Annotated in this window: 14 protein-coding genes and 1 riboswitch; of the genes, 6 read left to right on the top strand and 8 right to left on the bottom strand. The window is 62.6% G+C overall.

All coding sequences use genetic code 11. The features are described 5' to 3' along the window. The first annotated feature begins 208 nt into the window (after positions 1-208). Positions 209-3,346, top strand: coding sequence for a DUF4062 domain-containing protein (locus AAGA68_19860; GenBank protein MEM9387325.1), 3,138 nt, complete (start codon positions 209-211; stop codon positions 3,344-3,346). 410 nt (positions 3,347-3,756) lie between these two features. Beyond that, positions 3,757-4,758 carry an agmatine deiminase family protein gene (locus tag AAGA68_19855; protein MEM9387324.1) on the top strand — a complete coding sequence of 334 codons (1,002 nt, stop codon included), beginning with the start codon at positions 3,757-3,759 and terminating at the stop codon, positions 4,756-4,758. Positions 4,759-4,816: 58 nt separating this feature from the next. On the opposite strand, the gene AAGA68_19850 is transcribed toward AAGA68_19855, so the two are convergent. The 4 genes from AAGA68_19850 to AAGA68_19835 all read right to left on the bottom strand — a co-directional run bounded on the left by AAGA68_19850 (position 4,817) and on the right by AAGA68_19835 (position 9,235). Then, positions 4,817-6,772, bottom strand: a complete 1,956-nt coding sequence (locus AAGA68_19850) for a TonB-dependent receptor (GenBank protein MEM9387323.1) — start codon at positions 6,770-6,772, stop codon at positions 4,817-4,819. 202 nt (positions 6,773-6,974) lie between these two features. Next, positions 6,975-7,192: riboswitch (cobalamin riboswitch) on the bottom strand. Between the two features lie 40 nt (positions 7,193-7,232). Then, entirely contained in the window at positions 7,233-7,931 is a 699-nt protein-coding gene (locus tag AAGA68_19845) for an ATP-binding protein (GenBank protein MEM9387322.1), read from the bottom strand. A gap of 6 nt (positions 7,932-7,937) precedes the next feature. Next, positions 7,938-8,870, bottom strand: a complete 933-nt coding sequence (locus AAGA68_19840; protein ID MEM9387321.1) for an ABC transporter substrate-binding protein — start codon at positions 8,868-8,870, stop codon at positions 7,938-7,940. After that, the gene (locus AAGA68_19835) at positions 8,867-9,235 is read right to left on the bottom strand and encodes a hypothetical protein (GenBank protein ID MEM9387320.1); all 369 of its coding nucleotides are present in this window, start codon (positions 9,233-9,235) and stop codon (positions 8,867-8,869) included. Before AAGA68_19835 ends, AAGA68_19840 begins: the two co-directional genes overlap by 4 nt. Positions 9,236-9,491: 256 nt before the next feature. Between AAGA68_19835 and AAGA68_19830 the strand changes: the two genes are divergently transcribed. Further along, complete coding sequence (locus AAGA68_19830; GenBank protein MEM9387319.1) at positions 9,492-11,384, top strand: S9 family peptidase; 1,893 nt, start codon at positions 9,492-9,494, stop codon at positions 11,382-11,384. Between the two features lie 255 nt (positions 11,385-11,639). On the opposite strand, the gene AAGA68_19825 is transcribed toward AAGA68_19830, so the two are convergent. The 3 genes from AAGA68_19825 to AAGA68_19815 all read right to left on the bottom strand — a co-directional run bounded on the left by AAGA68_19825 (position 11,640) and on the right by AAGA68_19815 (position 15,037). Further along, entirely contained in the window at positions 11,640-13,151 is a 1,512-nt protein-coding gene (locus AAGA68_19825) for a hypothetical protein (protein ID MEM9387318.1), read from the bottom strand. Between the two features lie 666 nt (positions 13,152-13,817). Next, positions 13,818-14,633: a transglutaminase domain-containing protein gene (locus AAGA68_19820; protein ID MEM9387317.1), complete on the bottom strand. Its 816-nt coding sequence runs from the start codon at positions 14,631-14,633 to the stop codon at positions 13,818-13,820. 173 nt (positions 14,634-14,806) lie between these two features. Beyond that, entirely contained in the window at positions 14,807-15,037 is a 231-nt protein-coding gene (locus tag AAGA68_19815) for a DUF350 domain-containing protein (GenBank protein ID MEM9387316.1), read from the bottom strand. 206 nt (positions 15,038-15,243) lie between these two features. Here AAGA68_19815 and AAGA68_19810 point away from each other — a divergent pair, with 206 nt between their 5' ends. The 3 genes from AAGA68_19810 to AAGA68_19800 all read left to right on the top strand — a co-directional run bounded on the left by AAGA68_19810 (position 15,244) and on the right by AAGA68_19800 (position 17,101). Beyond that, entirely contained in the window at positions 15,244-15,447 is a 204-nt protein-coding gene (locus AAGA68_19810) for a hypothetical protein (GenBank protein MEM9387315.1), read from the top strand. A gap of 386 nt (positions 15,448-15,833) precedes the next feature. Further along, positions 15,834-16,403 (top strand): hypothetical protein, encoded by a 570-nt coding sequence (locus tag AAGA68_19805; GenBank protein MEM9387314.1) that lies wholly within the window; start codon positions 15,834-15,836, stop codon positions 16,401-16,403. Positions 16,404-16,414: 11 nt separating this feature from the next. Then, positions 16,415-17,101, top strand: a complete 687-nt coding sequence (locus AAGA68_19800) for a hypothetical protein (protein MEM9387313.1) — start codon at positions 16,415-16,417, stop codon at positions 17,099-17,101. 596 nt (positions 17,102-17,697) lie between these two features. Here AAGA68_19800 and AAGA68_19795 read toward each other — a convergent pair. Next, a complete protein-coding gene (locus AAGA68_19795) occupies positions 17,698-20,760 on the bottom strand; it encodes a CHAT domain-containing protein (protein MEM9387312.1) in 3,063 nt (1,020 codons plus the stop codon). Positions 20,761-21,317 lie beyond the last annotated feature (557 nt).

Below are 21,317 nucleotides of genomic sequence, written 5' to 3'. Positions count from 1 at the left end.
TGTCTCATGGGTGCGGTTCGCCTGCAAAGTGGTCAGCTCTTGCCGGAACGGCTCGCCGCCTACCCCACGAGCGAATCATTCCAACCTCCTGAGGTACGCAGCTCCAACCAGATGGCGACTGTGTTGGTTCGACGTCACTCGGACGCACAGATCTTCCCACACCGGCGCCTTTGGTTAACAATATCGAAAACGAACCCCTGGAACAGGAATGGACACGCCGAAGCAATTCCAAGCGATCATGGTGGCAAGCACCTTCGCAGATCTCAAGGAGGATCGTCGCGCGGTCATCGACGCGATCAACCGACACGGCTTTCGGGCTGAGGTGATGGAGTACTCCGGCGCGCAGGCCGAAAGCAACGTCATCGACGCGTCCTTGAAAATGGTACGGAATGCCGCCGCCCTCGTTACCGTCATTGGCCACCGCTACGGCCAGATACCGTTGTGCCCCGATAGTAATCCCGACGAGCTCTCCATCACCGAGCTCGAATTCAATGAGGCAATACGGCTCGATCGCCCTATCCTGCTGTTCATTATGGGCGACGACTATGCCGTTAAGCCCGCCCACGTCGAGCGGGACCCTGAAAGACTCAAGAAGCTCCATGCCTTCCGAGAACGCGCGAAGAAGATGGGCGCGGGGAGCGAGGTCGAACGGATATACCAAGTATTCAACACCAAAGAAGAGTTTTTGGTCGCCGCGACTACGGCGGTAGCGAAGGTCGCGAGCTTCTTGGATCGCCAAGCGGCTGCTTCACCCAACACCGGCCAACTACCCACTCAGTCTGTCGACGGCCTTCATGCCGCCGCGGCCCCGGACCTGCGCGCCCTGCCACGCTACCTCGGTTCTCACCGTTTCGTAGGACGTCAGGCCGAACTCAATATGCTCGATGATTGGTGCGCCGCGGCAGATCCCAATCCGATGCTGCTCTTCGAGGCGATCGGTGGATCGGGCAAGAGCATGCTCACCTGGACCTGGCTAAACGCCCACGCTCCCGTAGTGCGCGACGACTGGGCCGGGCGGCTTTGGTTTTCCTTCTACGAGGGCGGCGCCACGATGCGCAGCTTCTGCCAAGAGGCGCTTGCCTACATCACCAGTACACCCGTCGAGGAGTTCCGAAAGCTCACCACGCGCGCGATGATGCCTGATCTGTTGGCGCAGCTCGAGGCTCGGCCCTGGCTTCTGGTGCTCGACGGGCTGGAGCGAATTCTCGTGGCGTACCACCGAGTCGACGCTCCGCACATGCGGGACGGCGAGGTGGAGCAAGCGACAGACCAGATCCTAGACCGTGATCCCCGTGCCGCGATCAATCCCGAGGACGACGAGCTTCTACGCCGCTTAGCCGGGCCATCCCAGTCGAAGGTGTTGGTGTCGTCACGTCTGACACCGCAGGCACTGGTAAACAACGCAAACGCACGAGTGCCCGGCGTGCGCCACGAACCGCTCTACGGCTTGCGGCCATCAGATGCGGAAGCGATGTTTCGAGCTTGCGAAGTCACGGGCGATGGCGCGTCGATCCGTAGGTACTTGCAGCGCAACTGTGATTGCCATCCGCTCGTCATCGGCGCTTTGGCGGGCCTGGTTAACGAGTACTTGCCCGACCGCGGTAACTTCGACGCTTGGCTCGAAGACCCTGCGGCGGGCGGTAAGCTTGGCCTCGCCGACCTAGACCTAAAGCAGCGCCAGCATCACATTCTCGATGCAGCAATCAACTCACTGCCGCCCCCGGACCGTCGACTGCTGCAAACGCTTTCCCTTCTGAACGGTAGCGCCAGCTACGACACCCTTAGGGCGTTCAACCCGCATATGCCTCCTGCGCCCGCGAAGCCCCAGGAGTTCCGGCCATTTCGATACGAGGATTCGGAGGAACGCCTGCTCGCTCGACAGAAACACCAACAGGCGCAAACGGAGTACGAGCAGCAGTTGTCGACATGGCAAGACTCTCCCGAATACGCAGCTGCCATTGCTGATTTCGATGAAACGCTTCGCCAACTCGAACGACGCGGACTTCTTCAGTATGAACGGGGGTTGAAGTCATTCGATCTCCACCCGGTAGTACGGGGTGTGGCCTCCGGGCGTCTCAATGACAGTGAGGCCCGTGAGATCGGTGAAGGTGTGGTCGACTACTTTTCAGGCAAACCGCTTGACACCTGGGAGCAGGCGAAGAGCCTGCACGATCTAGCGCCTGGGATTCAGCTTGTCGTCACCCTAACTCGGATGGGGGAGTTCGAGCGTGCCAGTCGTGCCTATCTAGGTGATCTTGTATCTGCGTTGAACCACAGCTTGCAGGCGAAATCCGAGCAGCAGCGGGTATTGAAGCCATTTTTCCCAGACGGCTGGCACGGAAGAGTAATGTCGAACAGTCCACGCAACCAGGCGATGCTGCTAGGTGCAGCGGGCGTTGCATTCTCTCGGCAAAGTAGCCGTCTAGCGTTAGATCTTCGACAGCGAGCTCTCCGCATTTGGATAGACGAAGAGAGCACCGGGCATGTTTGCTCTGCTCTGAGAGAGGTTGGCGGCTGCCTTGAGGAGATGGGAGATCTAGGCGTGGCAGCAAAATGCTACCAAGAAGCGCTAACGCTAGCAGAGACCGCCAGGTATGAGGACAGCGTGTTTTCGACACTGTTGTTCATCTACAACACCGCCCAGAGACGCGGGGACACAACAAAGGCTGATGAACACTATGCGCGCCTAAGTACATCCCTAAAGGGCAGGAACCAGAGCGCTCTTCAACGGAGCCGCCTGGAGACGATCCGTGCCCACGATATGTACCATCGCGGGCACCCGGAGGACGCTCTCACAACGAAGGCTTCACTACTCTGCAAAGAAGCTAGCAATCGCCTCTACTTGCACTTTTGCTTGATGTTGCAAGGAGAGATCCTCCTAGATCGCGACGAAGTAGTGCCAGCACTTGCTCCGCTTACGGAGGCGGTGCGCCTCTTGCGAGAAAGCGGGGAGGATGCCCCTAGAGCGGAGTCGCTACTCGCCTTAGCAAAGCTACGAGCGGGTCAAGAGTCAGAGGCGCGAGATGTCGCCGAGCGATACGACGATTTGGAGCTGAGCAGCTTTGAGCAGAATGGGGGACTGACACTCGTCATTGCAACGATCTGGCAAGAACTTGGGGAAGGAGAACTGGCGGTCAAGGCGGCATTGAGGGCTCATCATTTCGCGTGCGGCAGAGGTGAGCCTTACGTGGTCCGATTTCGCCTGAACCGTGCGATCAGGCTTCTCGAAGACCTCGGACAGACTCTGCCACCGATTCCCCAGTACGACCCCTCTGAAGACCTCAGATTTGATTGGGAAGGCGACTTGCGAGCGCTCAACGAGAAAGCGCGGAAGGGGCGAGAATGAGGTGACGCGAGATCACCGAGTACAGGCTCTGGATTCCTGGCACGCTTCCCTCGGCTGCCCAAGCCACCGAGTCAGAGGGTGTCTCGTAGGTGGCGTCACTGTGGGCAGCTGCGTACCTTACGCGTCGATGGGACGTTGTTTCGCCATCAAGGGGGGAGCTGGTTCGGTGCTTCAAGCGACTCACGATTCTAGCCGGGTAGCGACCGCGACCAGTCCAGTGCACTGCGCCTGCAGCTATGATCCGATTGTCAGAGTGTGCGCATCAGGAGGCGTTCACGTATTCACGCAGCGTTGCCCCAGCTAGCCCGGCTTAAGGAGTGTACCGAGTGGATGGCAGACGCTTCGCTCCTACCGCTGTACCCACATAGCCTGCAAACTAGGGCATCCGTGAACGAGAGAGAGCCCTGCAAATGACCACCTACCGCATGCCCGCCGAGTGGGAGACACACGATCGCTGCTGGATGGCCTGGCCCAGCCGCGAGGGGTTGTGGGAAGACCCCGAGGCGACCCGCCAAGCCTACGCTCGCGTCGCCCACGCCATCGCCGAGTACGAGCCAGTCAGCATGCTCGTGCCGCCCCACCTCGCGGCCAGCGCGCGGAACTACTTGGGCAGCGACATCACCCTGCTCGCGGTGCCGATCGACGACTCCTGGTGTCGGGACAGCGGCCCCAACTTCGTGCACGGCGATGACGGCTCCCTGGCTGGCGTCTCCTTTACCTTCAACGCTTGGGGAGGCAAGTACCACCCGCACGATCAGGACGCGCTGATGGCCGAGCGCATTCTGGCCTCCCTGGACTTGCCCGTCATTCGCTCAGACCTGGTGGCCGAGGGCGGCGGCCTCTGCGTCGACGGTGAGGGTACGCTCCTCACCACCGATTCCTGCTTCCCGAACGCCAACCGCAACCCCGACTGGACCCGGGAGCAGATCGAGGCGGAGCTGATGACACGGTTAGGCGTGGAGAGGGTGCTGTGGTTACCAGGCGATGCCCTGGACCAGGAGACCGATGGCCATGTGGACGGCGTTGCCGCCTTCTCGGCGCCCGGGAAGATCATCGTCGAATCCACCGACGACCCGGCGGATCCGCGCAAGGCCTACTTCGACACCCTACACGCGGCACTCGATCAGCAAACCGATGCGAAGGGCCGCCCCTTCGAGCTGTTACCCCTGCCGGAGGCCAGCGAGGACTGCATCATCGGGGATCGCTTCTGCCTGTCCTACGTGAACTTCTACCTAGCGAACGGCGCCGTGATCGCCCCGTCCTACGGCATCGCCACCGACGATGCGGTGCGCGAGCGCCTCAGTGACTACTTTCCCGGGCGCGCCGTCAAGATGGTGAGCATCGACGCCATTGCCGTGGGCGGTGGTGGCATTCACTGCATCACGCAACAGCAACCCGCGCCGGCGGCCTGAACCTCGAGGGGACCGGCGCGGCGTGCACGTGCCCCGGTCCACCCAACCCTTACTTTCGCTAGTTGCCGGCGAAGCGGTAGCGGAAGCCCGCGTACACTGCCGCGCCCGGCGTGGCGTAGCTGATGATCTCCTCGTAGTCCTCATCGAAGAGGTTCTCCACGCGCGCGTACACCTGGAGGCTATCGATCACCTGGAAGCGTACGTGGAGGTTGACCAACGTGTAGCTCTCCACGGGAGTCGCCTCCGCGACGAAGGTCTCGAAGAAGTTGCGAAAGTCCGTGTCGAGCTGATCGCCGTTGTGGACGACGCTAGCGCCGATCGCAAAGCGCTCATCGAGAAAGCTCTGGTCGACGAGCAGGCTCGCCGTATGCTCGGGCCGGCGAACCTCGCGGCCCGCCGCGTCCGTGGCATCCGTATAGGTGTAGGCGGCGCGCACCAGGGTGCCGCTTCGCGGCTGGTAGGCCACGCTCACCTCCACGCCCTGGCGATCGCTGTCGCCCTCATCGTTGGCCACGGAAGAAAGACCCTGTTCGAAGAGAAACACGCTCTGAATCTCATCCTCGAGATCGGCGTTGAAGTAGGTGATGTCCGCCACGAGGTCGCCGTTCAACAGGGTCTGTTCGATGCCGAAATCCCAGCCCTGGGACTTCTCGGGATTTAGGTCCGGGTTGCCCAGGAACTGGCCGGGAGTGAAGCCGAACTGCTCGAAGAACGTGGGGTTGGTGACGCCGACGCCGTAGCTCGCATGGAATCGCGTGCCGGATTCGAGGATGCGGGCGGACGCCCCCGTGGACCAGGTGAGCTGGTCGTCGAAGTCATCGTTCCAGTCGTGACGCACGGTGCCGGAGAGGAAAAACCGCTCGCCGACATCGATCCGATGCTCCACCCCTGCGCCAAGCAGGCTGCGGTCTTGACGCGGCTCCTGGGACGGGTCGAAGGGCACCGTGTTCTTGAAAGACTCCTGCTCGCGCTCGAAGAAGAAGGTGCTGCGATGGGTGGCGTTGCCGAGATCGCCCCACTCCATCCCCGTGCTCACGGCGAGGCGCGTGCGCGCGGAGTCGGACCCGAAGGTGCCGCCGTCCGTTTCGCTGTCCGTACGCTCAACGGAGACTAGGCTGGTCGAGCGACCGTCCAACGCGCGGAAGGTGCCTCGCACGCCGAGGGTCAGGTTCTCCGTCTTTGCCATGCTGGCGTCATCGACGGCGAGCCCTTGCAGAGGACCTCCGCTGAAGTCGAAGCCGTCAGTCTGCGTGTCTCGCGTGTTGAAGCGCCCCACCAGATCCAGGCGAAATGCATCGCTTGGGATGAACGAGAGCTTGCCGCTGACGGTGGTGTTCTCATCGTCATCATCTTCCTCGCCCAGGGTGTTGTCCTCGGAGAGATCGAAAGACGAGTTGCGCTGGAGCAGCGAGAGGCGTCCACGCAACGGCCCGCTGCCGCCGCTGATAGAGAGCATGCCCTGGCGAACGTCGTTGGCGCCGCCTTCGAAGTTGGCGCTTACGCTCAGGCCGTCCTCTGGGTCCAGCGTCTCGATGCTGATCACGCCGGCGAGGGAGTTGGAGCCATACAGCCCGGACTGGGGCCCACGCAGCACTTGGATGCGCTGCAAATCCCCGGACAGCAGGGAAGAGAAATCGAACTCACCGCTGCCGGCGGCCGACACGTCGATGCCGTCGACCAGCACCAGCACGTGGTTACCCTCGGCACCGCGCAGGCGAAGCTGCGCGAGCCCACCGAAGCCACCGGTTCGGCTAACGGCTACACCGGGTACGAAACGGAACAGGTCCGCGGCGAACTGCACGCCAACGCTGTCGATAGCCGCCTCATCGAGAGTAGTGACCACGTTCCCAAGCTTGTACTGCTGGGTCGGCAGGCGCGAGCCGATCACGATCAGCTCTTCATCGATCTCCTCGATAGAGGCTTCTTGAGCCTGGACAGGAAGTGAGGGGGCGATAAGCAGGCCCAATGCGAGCCACAGGGAGGCGAGGTCCCCGGAAATCCTTGAGAATGGCAACGTACTTTCCTTGGCAGATGAGACTCTAAAGCTGCCGAAGGGGTCGCGTCGCTACCGGATCGACGGCGTTGACCGCAGGCGTGCAGAGGCACGCGGGTCAACGACGGATCGATACTTCCGGGCACGGAGGGCTTTCCATCGCAGCTCTACTAGCACGCCACTGCAACGGATACCGGCCCGCGAAGACTCCCCGCTTCACGGCGCAGTAGCGATTGTCGGTAGCAGGTCTCCTGGCTTACGCCTCATCGCTCGTCTCCGCCTTCCCAGGTCCGGGGAGATCCTTCATGGACCCGCCCTACGACGCAGTGGCCTATTGGAAACTCGCTCCGCGCTAACAGTTGCGAGGACAGCTGCGGATTCTCACCGCATTCCCTTTTTCACCCCCACACGTGGCGAGGGGCTCACCGATTTCGCGAAATTTACAGGAGTGGCAGCGGGAATGAAACCGGCTCGCACCCGCTCATCTACCAGTGGTGATCGGCGTGAGATCGGCGAAGACAAAGCCATCACGTTCTGTTTGAGTTCCCACCTTTACATCGATTGGACGCTCGAAGTCCGGTGAGTCGAAGGCGAACGTGTGGAACTCGCCGTTCTCTCCGCAGGGGTCGACGCTCGGCGGTAGCTCCGCGAGCAAGGTGGGATCGAATTCGCGCCCTGCCAAGACACTCGAACAACGCTTCGGATCCACGCAGGTGATCACCGCACGGAGTCCACCCGCGACCATCTGCTGGGCGAGCATGGCGGTAGGCTGCTGCCACAGCGGGTAGCAGGTCTCGACACCCAAGCGGCCGAGCTGCTGCTCGCGATAGCGCCGGATGTCTTCTAGGTAGAGGTCGCCGAAGGCCACGGTATCGACCGCGAACCGCGACCGCGCCTCGGCGATCGCCTGCCCAACCAACCGTTCATAGTCGGCGTTCGGGCACGGCCAGGGGAGCTCTGCCGTGATCAACGCCAGGCCCACCGCATCGGCCTGGCGCTCGAGCAGCTCGCGACGCACGGCGTGCATTGCGACGCGGTCGGCAGCCTCGTCGATGGTGGTGAGCAGGCCGACCACCTCGACATCGCTGCGCTGGCGGAGCACGTGCAGGCACCAGGCGGAGTCCTTGCCGCTACTCCACGAGAGCAACACGCGGCGAATTGCCGGTCTCTGGGCGGTCATTCGCTCTCAGGCTGACAGGCCGTCGACGACGGCCGGGCGGATGCCCGCATTAGGTTGCGGGTGGACGCGGGGATGCAGTGCGTGCGCTAGCAGCTCCAAGCCGTCGATCAATCGTGGACCCGGGCTCGAGAAGTACGCGCCGCCGTCCGCCAGGTACACCCGCCCCTGTTCGACCGCAGGCAACCCTCGCCAAGCGCTGAGGTCGCGCACGCGGTCGACATCCTCACGAGTCCGCTCGATATCGAAGCCACAGCAAGCGACGAAGAGCACGTCCGCCTCAGCGCCCGCGACCGCCTCCCAGGTGACCGTCGCGGATGGCTCGCCGACACGGCCGAGCACGTCGACGGCGCCGGCAGCGCGCAGTAGCTCCGGCATCCAGTGTCCTGCGCTGAATGGCGGAAGCAGCCATTCCAGGAAAGCGACCCGCGGGCGCTCCACCTCCGGGATGCCCTTCGTGCGCCGAACCACAGCCTCCTTGCGCGATCGCAGGCTCGATACCAGCTCAGCGGCTTGCGCGGCCCGACCCACGCTCTGCCCCACTCGCTCGATATCCGCGAAGACATCGTCGAGGGTCTGCGGGTTCAAATCGATCAACACGGGCGAGGTCGGCAGTGCGGCAATCGTGCTCGCAACATCGCCCGTGGACACGGCGCAAACGTCGCACAGCGCCTGAGAGACGATTACGTCCGGCGCCGCCGCCGCGAGCCTATCCGCGTGAAGGTCGTACAGCGCATCGTTGCCCTCACCCAGGTGATCGCGCACGAAGCTGTCGATCTCATCACTCGGCCTCTGCACCGGCACGCGTGTGCTGGTCATCACGGCCAGCTCGGCGACGTCCGCTGGGAAGTCGCAGCTGTGGGATACGCCGACAAGCTGCTCGCGCAAGCCAAGGGCGCACACGATCTCCGTGGCGCTCGGTAGCAGCGTGACGATTCTCAAGCGAGCACGGCCTTGTCGTGCTCGCCGCGTTCGAGAAACCTCTGGAGCCCAAGGAGCAGCAGGCTGAAAGCCGCGCCAAGCAAAGCGCCAGCACCGTGACGGGCGGCGAGGCCTAGCGCGCGTAGAAGCCGGCACCCAGCGGAGGTGGCGAGGGCGAAGCCGCCGAAGGCGCAGATCATGCCCCTGAGATCGTAGAACCCGAAAATGAGTGCGGCGATCGTGAGCGGGACCAGCGGCACCGGCCAGGCGAGCGGCTTGGGTCCGTGGGCGCCCCTGTGCAGCGCGAGAGTGCCGACGGGCGACATGGCGAAGGGACGGGGCAGCCGGTGGATGAGGGTGGCGATGAAAACGACGGAGTGCTTCATGCAACGCGAGCTCTTTGTGGCGCGACGATTCGAGCGGGACAGCTGGCCTGGAGGCGGGCCCGTTGTAGACTGCCTCCCAAGGGTAGTCGACTTGCTACCCTTGTTCACCCCTACGAAGCTTTGGCAAGGGCGCGATGCCTGTTCGCCAGCGCCCAGCTAGCCGCCAGCAATGCACGACTATCGGATTGACCTCAAGCCGCCCGACGACGAGGCTGCTCACCATCTGATCCTCACACCCACCGCGGAGCCAATGCCCATGAGCCGACTCACGCTGACCTCCCTAGCGTCCATCGGGGCACTGCTGCTGCTCTCGGCGTGCGCGCCGACCAACCCACCGGACGGTACGGAGTCGGCGCCCCCCGTCGACAGCCTCCTCGAACAGGTATCGCGCATGGGCGCGATCGGCTACTCGGGCGGTGGCGTGTTTTCCCCGCTGGCCGATCGCATCGCTTTCGTTACCAACGCCTCCGGGGTGCCGAACGTCTGGATCGCCGAGAACGGCGGCCTCCGCCAGCTCACGACGTCGGACGATCAGATCAACGGCGTGGCGTGGTCCCCAACCGCCGATCTGCTGGCACTCGACGTCGCTCCCGGCGGCGGCTTGAACCGACAGATCTACCTGATGCCAGCAGATGGCGGCGAGCAACGCCTGATCACCGCCGGCGGCGACGTGAACAACTGGCTTGTGGCCTGGAGCGACGACGGGCGCTATGTGAGCTACTCCAGCAGCGCCGCGAGCAACAACGGCATGGACTGCTGGCTGCACGACACGCAAACTGGCCAGAACCGTCTGATCGTCAAGAACCAGGGTATCGACGTGTGCTCCCTGTCACCGAACAATCAGCACGCGTTGGTTTGGCGCATGGTCAGTCGCGGCAACACCGATTTGTACCTGGCCGATATCGACGGCGGCCAGGAACAACTGCTAACCGCCCACGAAGGAGTAGCCATCTCCGAGGAGGCCTTATTCCTTGACGACCAAACGATCGTGTTCGCCACCAATGTCGACCGCGAGATGCTGGCCCTCGCGCGCATCACCATCGTCGACGACGTTGCGGGCGAGCTGCAGATTCTGGCCGCACGCGATGATGCGGAGCTGGCGGGTATCGAGGACCTGGGCGACGGCCGCCTGCTGCTGAACTGGAACGTCGGCGGCCGCAGCGAGCTGGCCTATTTTGCGATCGAGGATGGGCAGCTGAGCCCCGGGCCGACGCTGCCCGCGGAAATCACCGGTTCCCCCCAAGCCTCGGCCGATGGCAACCAGGCCCTGTTCACGGTCTCTGGCTCAACTACGCCAAGCGATGTCTGGCGCCTCGACACGCAAAGCGGCACCTTCACCAAGATCTCGCGTACGCCCCACGACGGCGTGTCGCTCGAGCGCTTGGTCACGCCGCGCTTCGAGCGCTACACCGCCCACGACGGGCTGACCCTGAGTGGTTGGCTATACCTGCCCGCGGACCGAACGGCGCCGGGACCGATGGTACTCAGCTTCCACGGCGGCCCAGAGGGTCAGGAGCGGCCCCGCTTCCGTGCCACCTACCAGGCGCTCCTGAGCCGCGGCATCGCCGTGTTCGCCCCCAACGTTCGCGGCTCCTCCGGCTTTGGCAAGACCTTCGTCAACCTCGACAACGGTGCCCTACGGGTCAACGGCATCAAGGACATCGAATCGACCGTCACCTTCGTGACCGACGCCGGCTACGCAGACCCCGAGCGCCTGGGCATCATGGGGGGCAGCTATGGAGGCTATATGGTGATGGCCGCTATCACCGAGTACCCCGACATGTTCGCCGCCGGCGCCAACCTCTTCGGAGTGGTCAACTTCGAGACTTTCTTCGCCCAAACCGAGCCGTGGATGGCTGCAATTTCGACCATCGAGTACGGCGATCCGGTGACCGAAGCGGACATGCTGCGTCGCTTGTCCCCCATTCACCACGTCGACCGGATCACCACGCCGACGATCGTCCTCCACGGCGCTAACGACACCAACGTACCCGTGGTGGAGGCCGAACAGGTGGTAGAGAGCCTGGAAGCACGCGACGTGCCCGTGCGGTACGTCCTGTTCCCCGACGAGGGGCACGGCTGGGGCAAGGTGGAGAATCGAGTGACCTCTGACGTGGCGATCGTGCAGTGGTTTGAAGAGTACCTGTAGAGGGCGATCGGGCGGGCGAGGTCGGCCGCGATACGATGTGCAAACACGTCGTGGAGGCAGCCACGCGTGAGTGGTGCTCCTAACCAAGCACTTTCGCCATTCCAAGTGGCGCTTGCGGACAAACCCGTGCGCGCCTAGCACGAAACCTTCCTCCACGCGTCCCGCCAACGAGGCCGACGACCAGGCTACGGGTACGCGCACACGCGCCTCATGACCCGCGGGCGCCGACAACCACTGTTCCCGATTGCCTATCAACTACACCGAGGTGGTCCAGGGTGTGCCACTGACCTGACCCGCAATTTGCTTGATGGCAGGTGTCAGAGCGCTGGTGATTGCCGCATCGCCTCCCTTACTCGAAAAGGTAAGCACATAATCACCTCGAAAGACACGAAGCCGCTTCCACAACTCGCTGGAATGGGAGTCTTCTACGCAGATAGCGCGCGGAATGTCCCGTGCCGCTGCGCATCCGAGTTCAAACAGAAGCCACTGAAGATCCCGCTCGTCCTCACCCTCAGTCTGCGGCAACACAACAATAAAGGCGTCGCATTCCTTGATGCGTTGAATCGCCCTGCGTGTGAGATCCGATCCGAGTGCTTCCGCTTGCTCGTAGTCCTCCGTCGTAAACTCATCGAGATCTCCATAGACGAGCTTTATGCCCTCCTGCTCGGCAAGCTTCCCAAGCTTCTCAAACGCCCACTTTCGGTCCTTCCTGAATTGGTGTTTCGTGGAGACAAATAGTGTGGCCGCAGACAGTCGTCGATAGGTAGTGTTGGTGCAGTGGGTGTTGAACTGCATCTTGTTGGCGGAGTCTTCGACAGCCGCCTTCAGTCGGTCGGGGTCCTGGGAGGTTATCTCACCTCTGTCTATGCGCGAGATGGCTATACGTATGTTGCCCTCCTCCCCTTGCTGGGAAATCGCCTTCACCGTCTTCGTTAGAGCTCGGATATGAAAGCCCGCGTCCCAAAGCCCCTTCGCCAACTCATGCTGCAGTCCCAGAGATGTGCTCCCATGCGTTCTGTAGGGAATTTGGATCTCCAGCGACTTTCGCGGCACATCGAGATCGGACAGGTGCAAACGCAAGAACTTCTCGTCCGAGTCGAAGCACGCGATGGTCTTTCTGGGCAGTTCGATCCCGGCGGTACGTTCGTCTCTGGTCAGCCAGAATGGATGGTCGAAGCTGGTCGAAGAGACCAGATTTAGCTTCTGGTTGCTACCGTCAAACTGGTAGCGCAGAGGTCCGTAGTTGGGTTGATTGAGAATTCGGTAGAAGGCTAGGTTCTGCAGCCAACGGATATGAATCGGTTGCGTCGCTTGCTCCTGTCCTAACTGCCGTAGATCGCCAGGGAGCTGATCGACGCTATAGAGCGTTCCGTACTTCGCGAAGCTCTCGAACTTCTTAGGAAGCTTGCGCTCTGTTGCCCCCCTCCAGAGCTCCCTGAAGGGTGGATGCAGCAGCGGACAGCCCTGCTCCGTAAGCACCTCGTCTTCCCGCTCGAGGGCCTGCTGAAGCACCTCGCAGTATCTCAGCGTCTCGGGTGCCAGGACTTCGTGCACGTACTTGCGAAGCTCCGGGCTGGTGGGGGATGGGCTTGCGAATGGGAGATTACCGACCTCGCGCAGACTAAGTGCCTCCCCAATGATGTTCACAGTTCCGTAGTAGTGGCCAACGGGCGTACCGTCGATGCTAAGGATGTTGAAGTTTTGCTGTTTCAGCACTCTGCACGCATCAGCGATCACCCCCGGGCGCTCATGCAGCTGAAGCTCCACTCGAATGAGCCTCGTCCAGCACTCCGGTTCGAACGGAGAGATGACGAGGTGGGGCGTCCGCTGGTTCTCGTCCGATTCACGCCAGGCAGCCACCCAGACTCCCCAGCACACGGAAGAGTTGAAGATGCCTAGCGGCTCTAGTTCCTTTCTCGGGACCTTGACGCCAGTCGCCGTGACGGTCACGAAGTCCACATAGCGCATCGGACAGCACTCCTTAAAACAAGCCGAGTTTCTGTGTTGAGCTAGTTGACAAGTGACGGGAGCACGACTGCTTTCGCACCCGGGGCTGATTCCATCGTCTGAGGGCTCAGCCCGCGCGCGAAGCACCGCTGGGCAGTGAGTAGTCTGCGGGCGCGGGCGAGGCGGTCAGCTGACGTGCACTCGGCCTGACAGCGCGAATTCGAAAGGCGGAGATCGCTCTCCTGCCAGTCCATTGGCCGCGGTCTTCGCGCAGATGAACCGCCGACAGGGTTGGATCCAAGTTGCAACTTGGTTGCGGAAGCCAGCAATCGTCAGATGATGGCGCGCGATGTCCCCCGAGCCACCCAGGTATCGCGTCCGCGAAGGGACTCGATCATGATCCTCGCGGGATCTCCGCCCCAATGGACGCACGCACGGCGCAGACAGCGGCCAGGTTGACGAGGGCGAAACTGCGCAAACCGTCCTTCAGCGCGGATGAAAGGCCGACGCACGCCGCCAGCTCGCCCCTTCGTAGCGGACCGTGTACTCGCTCCCGGTGTTTACCCAAAACTGCTCCCTGTTGAACATGTACTTTGGGTGATAGTCCGTCTGCGTAGCGGCGAGGCGATACTCGCTCCAGCGTGACAGACGGCGCTTACCTGTCGCTTCCAACAGGTAAGTACTGCCCTCGCGATTGACCACCACCCAGGCGTGCCCCTCGTTCTGGTATCTGCCAAGCGCCACCCAGGCATCCGCCCCCATGTCGATCAGCCAGTCCGCCAGGGCGATGGCGTGATCTTCGCAGTCGCCGCGGGTTTGGAGGAACGCCTGGGCCGAGTTTTGCCAGACGTCGTTGAGTCCCGTGTACTGCAGGTGGTCGAACTCATAGGTCTTCCTGCTCGCCAACACGTAGAGGGGAATCCACAGTTGATCAGTGTCGAAGGGACGGTAGCCGACCAGGTAGGAGTTGACGAAGTGGTGCAGATTGTCCAACCCCAACGCCGAAGCGGTGGTGACAGCGTCGTCGGGGCTGCCCCAGCTCCAGGCGTAGGTATGATCCCTGCCGGGTCGGCTCTCAGTGAGTTCGTGGAGTCTCGCCTGGGAGAAGCGCCCGGGCTGACCGAACACCTCCACGTAGCCATCCTGGAGGGTATTTTGCTGCGGTAGGGGAACCGCTCTCGCGCGCTGCAGCCCTTCCTCGATCAGCTGGTCGGTGGGCGGGCCGTCCAGCGCTGTCTGCAGCTCTACCAGCGCGTATAGGAACGCGATCACGACGCCCAGCAGGGCGCTCGCCGTACGCATCTCCCTGCTGCCCTAGTGGGCCGCTTGGCAAATAAGTTGACGCTCAGCGAGTAGCACGGGCGCCATCGCGGCGTTGCATCGCTTGCCAATGGCGATGCCATTGGCTGCGCGACGCGCCTTGCTGACGCTGCCCCTACGCAGACTGAGCGCTACCTTACTTACCAAGCGGCCCACTAGCCCTTCAAACCGAAAGACACGATCAGAGCGACGAAGATCAGGATGGTAGAGGCGAATATGGCGACGGCCACGTTGCCCTTCTTCAGTTCCGCTTCGATGTCGACGGATCTCAGGATCCTCTTGTCGATCAGGATCAGCGCGGTCACGCCGATGATCAACGCAATGATCGTGAAGAGTAGGTTGATGCCAAGGTTGAAGAGGCTAGCGAAGAGGAAGTCGGTTTTCATGAGCGAAGGATACCCTATTGGCCTGCCCTGGCCCTGGCGCCGCGACGCCCATCGCAAGAGCAGAGCGATTCCGGCACCTCCTGACAACCGTGGACGGCTGCAATAGGCGTGCATTTTGCCTAGTGTCTCTCAGTGTGAAGTTCAGCACTCTCCTTGCGCTAGACTGCACGGTCGGCGACAGAGGCAGGGTCGACCGATGCACCCGGTTGTCCCCGGGTCGTGAGCGAGACGGTGCGATTACCGACGGGATAGCACAAGCCATCACCAACTTGGAGGCAACCGACATCGCAACGTCCATGGAAGTGGCGCTGAAAGCCAATGGCGCAGTTCACGATGCCACGCGAGGGGACATCTACGTCACCACCTCTAGCGAGGCGCGGATGCCTAACGGCAGCTCCCTCTTGACCTAATAGGTGATGGGCGCCGCGTTCCACAGCGTGACGTGAGTCGACTGCTCCGCCCTAGGGGCTGATCGGCGCCTAAGGTCTACTTCCCTTGGCTGTCCGCACCGAGCGAGCACCGCTTGCTCGAACGGCACACTCGGACGCTCGAGGAATAGCGCCTGCCCTGTTCTGTGTCGACAGGCTTCGGTTTGTCTCAACCGAGCGGTGGGACAGTCTTGGCCCCCTGTCCCGCAATTCCGAACCGAATTTGGTCTTTGCAAGACCGGCGGTTGAGGTGTTTGCCGATGCCACGCCACTAGGGAGAGCGTCCGCGATACCACGAGGCCTACTGCATGACTCCACGCCGAGTGTACCCTAGTGCTCTGAAACAGATACGCGAGGGAACGATCGCAGTGGGACGAAAGGAACTGGACGAGCAGATCGCAGCGCTGGCAATGCGGTTGCGAGCCGGCGACCCCAACGCTGCCGACCAGATCGGCCGGCTCCTCCACACGCCCCTACTGATCAGCTTACGACGCCGGGTCGCTCCCGAACGCGTGGAGGAGGTTTACCAGGAAACATGGCTACGCTTCTTCGAGCATCTCCTCGAGGGCAAGGAACCGGACTCCCACGTCGCCTGGTTTCTCGGCATTGCCCGCAAGGTCGAGCTGGAGCAATTCAAGCCCAAGGGCCGCTTGCTGGAGCTGAGTACGGAGATGCAGGCCCTGCTGGAGAGCCTAGAGCCATCGCTCGAAAGGTACGCAGAGGCGGAACAGCTGCACCGCAAGGTAGCCGACTGCATGGAGAAGATCCACCGACGCTACGCTCGCATCCTCGAAGGTCAGGTACGCAGGGAGGACCGACACGCCCTGTGTCGGGAAATCAACTTGAAGATCGAACGATTTCATATGTTTCTCCATCGGGCGCGGCAACAGTTAAAGGCCTGCGTGGATGACGAACCGGAAATTACGGGGCTGGACTAGGGGGACAGAACATGGACCATAAGTTCATCGCCGAAAACGACATCATCGGCCAGTACGTCAGGAACGAGCTGACCGACGACGACGCAGAGCGATTTGAGGCGGCTTTCTTCGTCGATAGGAAGCTCGCACGCTTGGTCGAGATTGAGCAGGCGGTACATCAGCACTTCGCCACGCCACCCATCAAGACACCCGCGAAGGACCTACCAAACGCTTCCATCCGCCTTACACCACAGCGGCTTGCGCTCGCAGCCAGCATCGCACTAGCGGTCACGTTGGCACCTAGCCTCTACATGTTGCAACGCTTGGCGGCGAGTCAAGAGCAGATCGAGAGCCTGCTCACCACGCTAGAATCCGAACGGAGTGCTAGCCTCGTCTCCAACACGCTTACGCTCGCCCCCGTCCGCTCAAGCGCCACCCTGGGCCAGGGCGTGGCGCTGCCCGGTGTTGGAGAGTCCCTCGTGCTGGATCTCAAGCTCCCTGCGCGCGGCACAACACTAGGTAGCTTGAAGCTGCGGGTGAAGGGCGGCGGCGTGGAGTACCTAATCGCAAGCGTGCCTGCGCCGGAGCCAGATCAAGGAACGGTACGCCTGAGCATACCGGGAACCTCTCTCACGCCCGGCGCCTACGAGTTGAGACTGGTGGATGCTGTCAGTGACGACATCCTCGCCAGCTACGCCTTTGAGATTTCCCTCAAATGAGGGTGCGTGCAGCTACCAGGGCCGACACATCACTATCCTTCTAACTCCCCGAACGGCCAAGTGCCCTCTCGGCAGCGGCTATCAAGCGCTCCGTGTTGAGCGCACCGTCGCCGTAGCCGCGGCAGCTGATGAGGTTCACCTGGATGCCGCGCACGGTCCGTTAGAAGGTGACGAAAGGCACTCGGTACGCTAGACGGAGCGCCATCGCGTGGACAAGCCGTGTCTCAAGCGCGCGAGAGACTGTAGTGCTGCCCTAAGCCTATCGTCGATGTTGCCGTCATCCTTGCGGTCTTCGCGGGCGCGCGCGCAAAGTGATCGAGTAGGGTCACCTGAAGAGCGCCGATCAACGCTCCGAATGCAGGAACACGACGTCCGCCCCCTCGACGCTTCCGGGAATAGCCTCGAATGGACCTCGCGGAAGCTCATCTCAAGCCATGGCGCTCCCAAGCCGACAGCCGCTTAGCCGCCCAACGTCTCGCTGTATCGGCAAGGCCTGAGTGCCCCGGCGCCCTGATGAGCGCCGATGATTTGCGGTCAACTTCTATCGCTGTACTCCTCAGACACCACGGCCGCTTGGCCGCCGCTCGCACAAACCGCTACAGGTAGGAGAACAACTGAAGATACTGCCAGCCGGCAGGGGCATCGACGGACGTCGCCTGCGCAAACCCAACCTGGGTATCATGCAGTGCCTGCCTCGCGTCACCAGTCTCTGCGTACCTTAGGTAGAAGCCTCTCATCAGGTCTAGGTACGCCGCATCCTCGATCTCTCGCAGACTACCAAGTACCTGCTCCACCCCTAAGGCTAGTAGCGGTCGGGTTAGGGACAGTGCGTGGGGCAGGCGTCTAGCGTAGCCAGCCGTACTACACCCTGCCAGCACTACCAAGCGGGCATGCCTGTTCCCCACCGACTCAGCACTTGCACTGGCGATTGCATCGTCGATGTCAGCCACGGAAAGGGAGTCGGCAGTGCGGCCATCCGCGCCACTGGAAAAGATGAGCCTCGATTGGCCTGGGGAGCGAGGATCGACCTCACCGTGGCCACCGAAGTGCACAACCTCGTAATCCTGTAGCGCCTGCAAGAACGTGCGCGAATTGGCGTTGGCAGCAGTGACGGCGTGCACCGTGGCGTGCGTGTCCACGAACGCATCGGCGACCGCGCGTCGCTCCGATCGCAGCGACGCGAGAGGACGCGACGGATCCGCAGCGGGATTGGCGTAGATCACAACGCGGGTAGCGTGCCCACGCCCGGACTGCGCCGCGGAGGTCGCCTCTCCCGGCGCAGCGCCGGCGAGCAGTTCCGGCACCACAGCCACTCTGCGCTGCTGGATAAGGAACTCTCCGGTTTGCGAATCCCACAGTGCCGCGAAGGGCACACCGAAAAGTGCCCCGTCCGGCGCCACGATCAGCGTGTCCGACGAATCCGCGTACGCAAGTGCAGGTCGAATCAATCCGTCGTAAAGAGCGCTCAGGGCCGCGCGGCGTCCACCGATCGCGGTCTCCTGATGCCGGCCCAAGGCGCGATCAACTAGCAGCTCCCAAGGTTGGTCCGCCGCGGGCGGGCGAGGCGATTCGAACCACCGGACCTGCCCCGTGCTGGAGATAACCCAGCAGCTGACTTCCCCGAGTACCCACGCATAGACAAGCCGCACAGATCCCGCCGCGGGTGCCAAGCGCTCAAGCAGCACACCACTGTTTAGAGTGGCCATCTCCTTCGGCCTACGCGCAGCCACCAGGGTCGTGAGCGCGGCAAGCTGATCCCCTCGGCGCAGCTGGGCGCGGATCAGGCGCTCGAACTCACCCCGACGGTGCTGGTGAATCGTCTGAGTAACCGCGGTAGACTCGGCGAGCGCCTGGGACTGACCGATCAGTTTCGTTAGTTCCTTGAGCTCCTCCTCGCTTTCCTCGTAGAGCCGCTGCTGATACAGCGCATCGACCAAGCCTTGGGAGGCGATGATGGCGTTCTCCGGGCTGTCTTGAGCAAGAAAATGCGCCTTGCCCCGCGCGAACAGGGTCTGAGCACGCTGCGGGGAGGCCTCTAGGTGAACCTGACCCGCCGTGAGGTCGAGGTAGCCCTCGACCGTCCTTCGGTCCTGGGCTGGAAGGGTCCTTGCGTGCGCCCTAGCGGTCTCAAGGTCTGCGATCGCACCCCCGCGATCGCCGGCGGCAAAGCGGGCCGCCGCGCGTGCGCGATGGACAGAAGCGGCCTGGTTGGCGTCTCCACCGCCCTCCAGCACGTCGACAGCACACTGAGAGAAGACATAGTTGAGTTGCTTCGCGTCGACGTCGGTAGCCACGATGGAAAGGACTTCGCAGGCAAAGGCCAGCAACTCAGGTGAAAGCCGTTGACGCCGCGCTTCGCGCAGCGCCGATAGCCCACTGCGCCACGCCGCGTCGGGCTGGCCGTAGAGGGAGTACGCATCCGCGCTGACGATACCGATCCTCACCCAACGCGCCGGATCACTCCCCCCCGCCAACAGCTCTCGGGCGCGATCGTAGTGACCTAGGGCTTGCTCCACATTGGACTGTCGTGAGCGCAGGGTACCAAGCCGTTCGTGCGCCCTAGCGGCAACTTCCGGATAGACACTCGCTGCGGCGACCGACAGCCCCGGTTCTGCCTCCGAGGACATGCCAGCAGCGAAATAGCTCGATCCAATCGTCAGCTTAGCAATGACCTCGAGGGGCGTAGCCGCAAGTACCAGCAACGCCGCTTTGGCGTGGGCTTCGGCCTGCGCAGTATCATTCTCACCGTACAGGCGAACGGCCTTGGCCAGCGTGCCGAGGGCCTCCAACTGCACAGCCTGCGCGCCGCATACCCAATCGATGGTATCAGTGAGTAGGGAGGACTTGTGCTGGGTGTTCAGCGATGCCGACAGTGTCTGCCACGCCGCAGCCTCCTCAACACAGACCGTCCCCGCGTCTGCTGCGAGGCGCGAGAGGAGCCGACCATCGTCGAGCATTGCGGACACGAGTTCACTGCGCCCTGGCGCACCAAGCCACGCGGGCAGTGCTGAGGCGCTCATAGGGCTTGCCGCAGAATGGCCCGGGGTCAGTTCAGTTTCGCGGTCTGCTCCGCCGCGCGTACGCTCGGCCATCGTGGGCGGGCCCTCGGTAAGCTGCGGCGTTCCTGCGCGAAGACGCCCTGCTTGGCCAGTGAGCCCAAGGGTGTGGAGAATCAGGGAGCGATTGTCGCTAGCACGCCGGTTTTTCGCGTACTCAAGCGCTTTCCAGGTCGCCGCCAGGGCTCGCTCCAGGGACCTCCAGTCGTCATCGTCATCGCGAGCCAAGTACTCCGCAGCGGCAAGGTCGCTCCATAGTGAGCTGTCCCGCGGGCGTTGCTGCAACGCTTGCTCGAGGAGCTGCGCCGCGCCCGCACTGGAACGCCCGGAGATCAGCCAGGCCAGCGCCTTCTCCTGATTGCTTAAGGTTGGAAGCACGCTCAGTAGCGTGCGTTGGCGCAGGGCCGCCTTTTGCTCCGACAGCCGTCTCTTACAGGGTAGCGACGGCAGAGCGGACGCGCCCGCGGCGCAGACGCGCCCGCTGCCGTCGGCAGACAGCCGGGCATCCAGCCAACGAACCCCGGCCGCTGACGCTTGAAATTCAGTCGCCGTCGACGGCCTTCGGGCAAACTCGAGCACCACGAGGGAGGCTCCGAAAAGCACCGCGAGACTCGCAACTAGAAGCTGCCACTGGCGCGCAAACACAGTTGATCGGCCTTTGGCCCATTAGGCTAAGCTACGGATACGGTACCCTACCAGCGCAATGCCTCGGGGCTCAAACATCGCGCGACGCGTTGCTTAGAGCTGCTCAGTCGAGGCCTTGCGGGTCCCGGCCTTGCCGCACGGGTACCGCACGAGGGCGCGATCAACGCCACCTGAGCAGAGGGTTCGCCCAAGCTGAACGATAGAGGATGCCGATCGCAGAGCCTCTGGCTCAGGGCTTTGCTGCTGCGTGCCTTTTGGTGCAGACCAAAGGGCAGGATCGTCGCGACGCGGCGGGGATCAGCTGGCGGCGACGCCAAGGACCAGCACTTGTAGTAAAGAACAGGCTCGCCGATGAAGAAACACGCAATGCGCACCTAGTTCGCAAGATGGCAGCGGGAGTTGCCACCCTGGCGCTGGCGCAGCCTCGCTGTCCTAGTCGTGAGCCCCCAGCAGCCGGCACGGTCACCACCCACCCTGGCTGACTATCCCGCCGGTCCAAGGACATCATCTGCATG

The organism is Pseudomonadota bacterium, from assembly GCA_039193195.1.
In the GTDB taxonomy this organism is placed as follows: Bacteria; Pseudomonadota; Gammaproteobacteria; order Steroidobacterales; family JBCBZW01; genus JBCBZW01.
The sequence above is the reverse complement of the archived record's forward strand: the minus strand, read 5'-3'. Positions and strand labels throughout refer to the sequence as shown.

Coding starts and splice junctions, on each gene's coding strand:
- AAGA68_19860 (MEM9387325.1), top strand. CDS start 209: ATGGACACGCCGAAGCAATTCCAAGCGATCATGGTGGCAAGCACCTTC.
- AAGA68_19855 (MEM9387324.1), top strand. CDS start 3,757: ATGACCACCTACCGCATGCCCGCCGAGTGGGAGACACACGATCGCTGC.
- AAGA68_19845 (MEM9387322.1), bottom strand. CDS start 7,931: ATGACCGCCCAGAGACCGGCAATTCGCCGCGTGTTGCTCTCGTGGAGT.
- AAGA68_19835 (MEM9387320.1), bottom strand. CDS start 9,235: ATGAAGCACTCCGTCGTTTTCATCGCCACCCTCATCCACCGGCTGCCC.
- AAGA68_19830 (MEM9387319.1), top strand. CDS start 9,492: ATGAGCCGACTCACGCTGACCTCCCTAGCGTCCATCGGGGCACTGCTG.
- AAGA68_19820 (MEM9387317.1), bottom strand. CDS start 14,633: ATGCGTACGGCGAGCGCCCTGCTGGGCGTCGTGATCGCGTTCCTATAC.
- AAGA68_19815 (MEM9387316.1), bottom strand. CDS start 15,037: ATGAAAACCGACTTCCTCTTCGCTAGCCTCTTCAACCTTGGCATCAAC.
- AAGA68_19800 (MEM9387313.1), top strand. CDS start 16,415: ATGGACCATAAGTTCATCGCCGAAAACGACATCATCGGCCAGTACGTC.